Origin of the sequence: Escherichia sp. AM3, assembly GCF_032029835.1 — a bacterium.
GTDB lineage: Bacteria > Pseudomonadota > Gammaproteobacteria > Enterobacterales > Enterobacteriaceae > Escherichia > Escherichia coli.
The window spans coordinates 1-263 of sequence record NZ_JAVUPQ010001043.1; the positions used below are offsets into that span (position 1 = coordinate 1).

Consider the following 263-nt stretch of genomic DNA (forward strand, 5'->3'; position numbering starts at 1 on the left):
TGTATAACCACTTTTGCCTGAGGAGCTCGCTTACGAATTTGAGTGTATAGCTTCATGCTATTATGAACTACAATAACACTTTCTTTCGTTATAGGAAAATCATGTGCAATATTCAATATTCTCTGTGAATATGGAAGAGGATCAAGTCTTGTCCATTTTTGAAATAACCGCTTATATATGCGACTGAATCCAACCCTATGAATACTACAATTATCATTAACAAAGGTGTAATTTGAGTATCCTGGATTCTTGATACAAACAAT

At 33.5% G+C, this 263-nt stretch carries 1 pseudogene; it reads right to left on the minus strand.

What is annotated here, in order from left to right:
* Window positions 1-263: pseudogene (locus RTW80_RS29620) on the minus strand (UDP-glucose--(glucosyl)LPS alpha-1,2-glucosyltransferase); the annotation flags it as partial.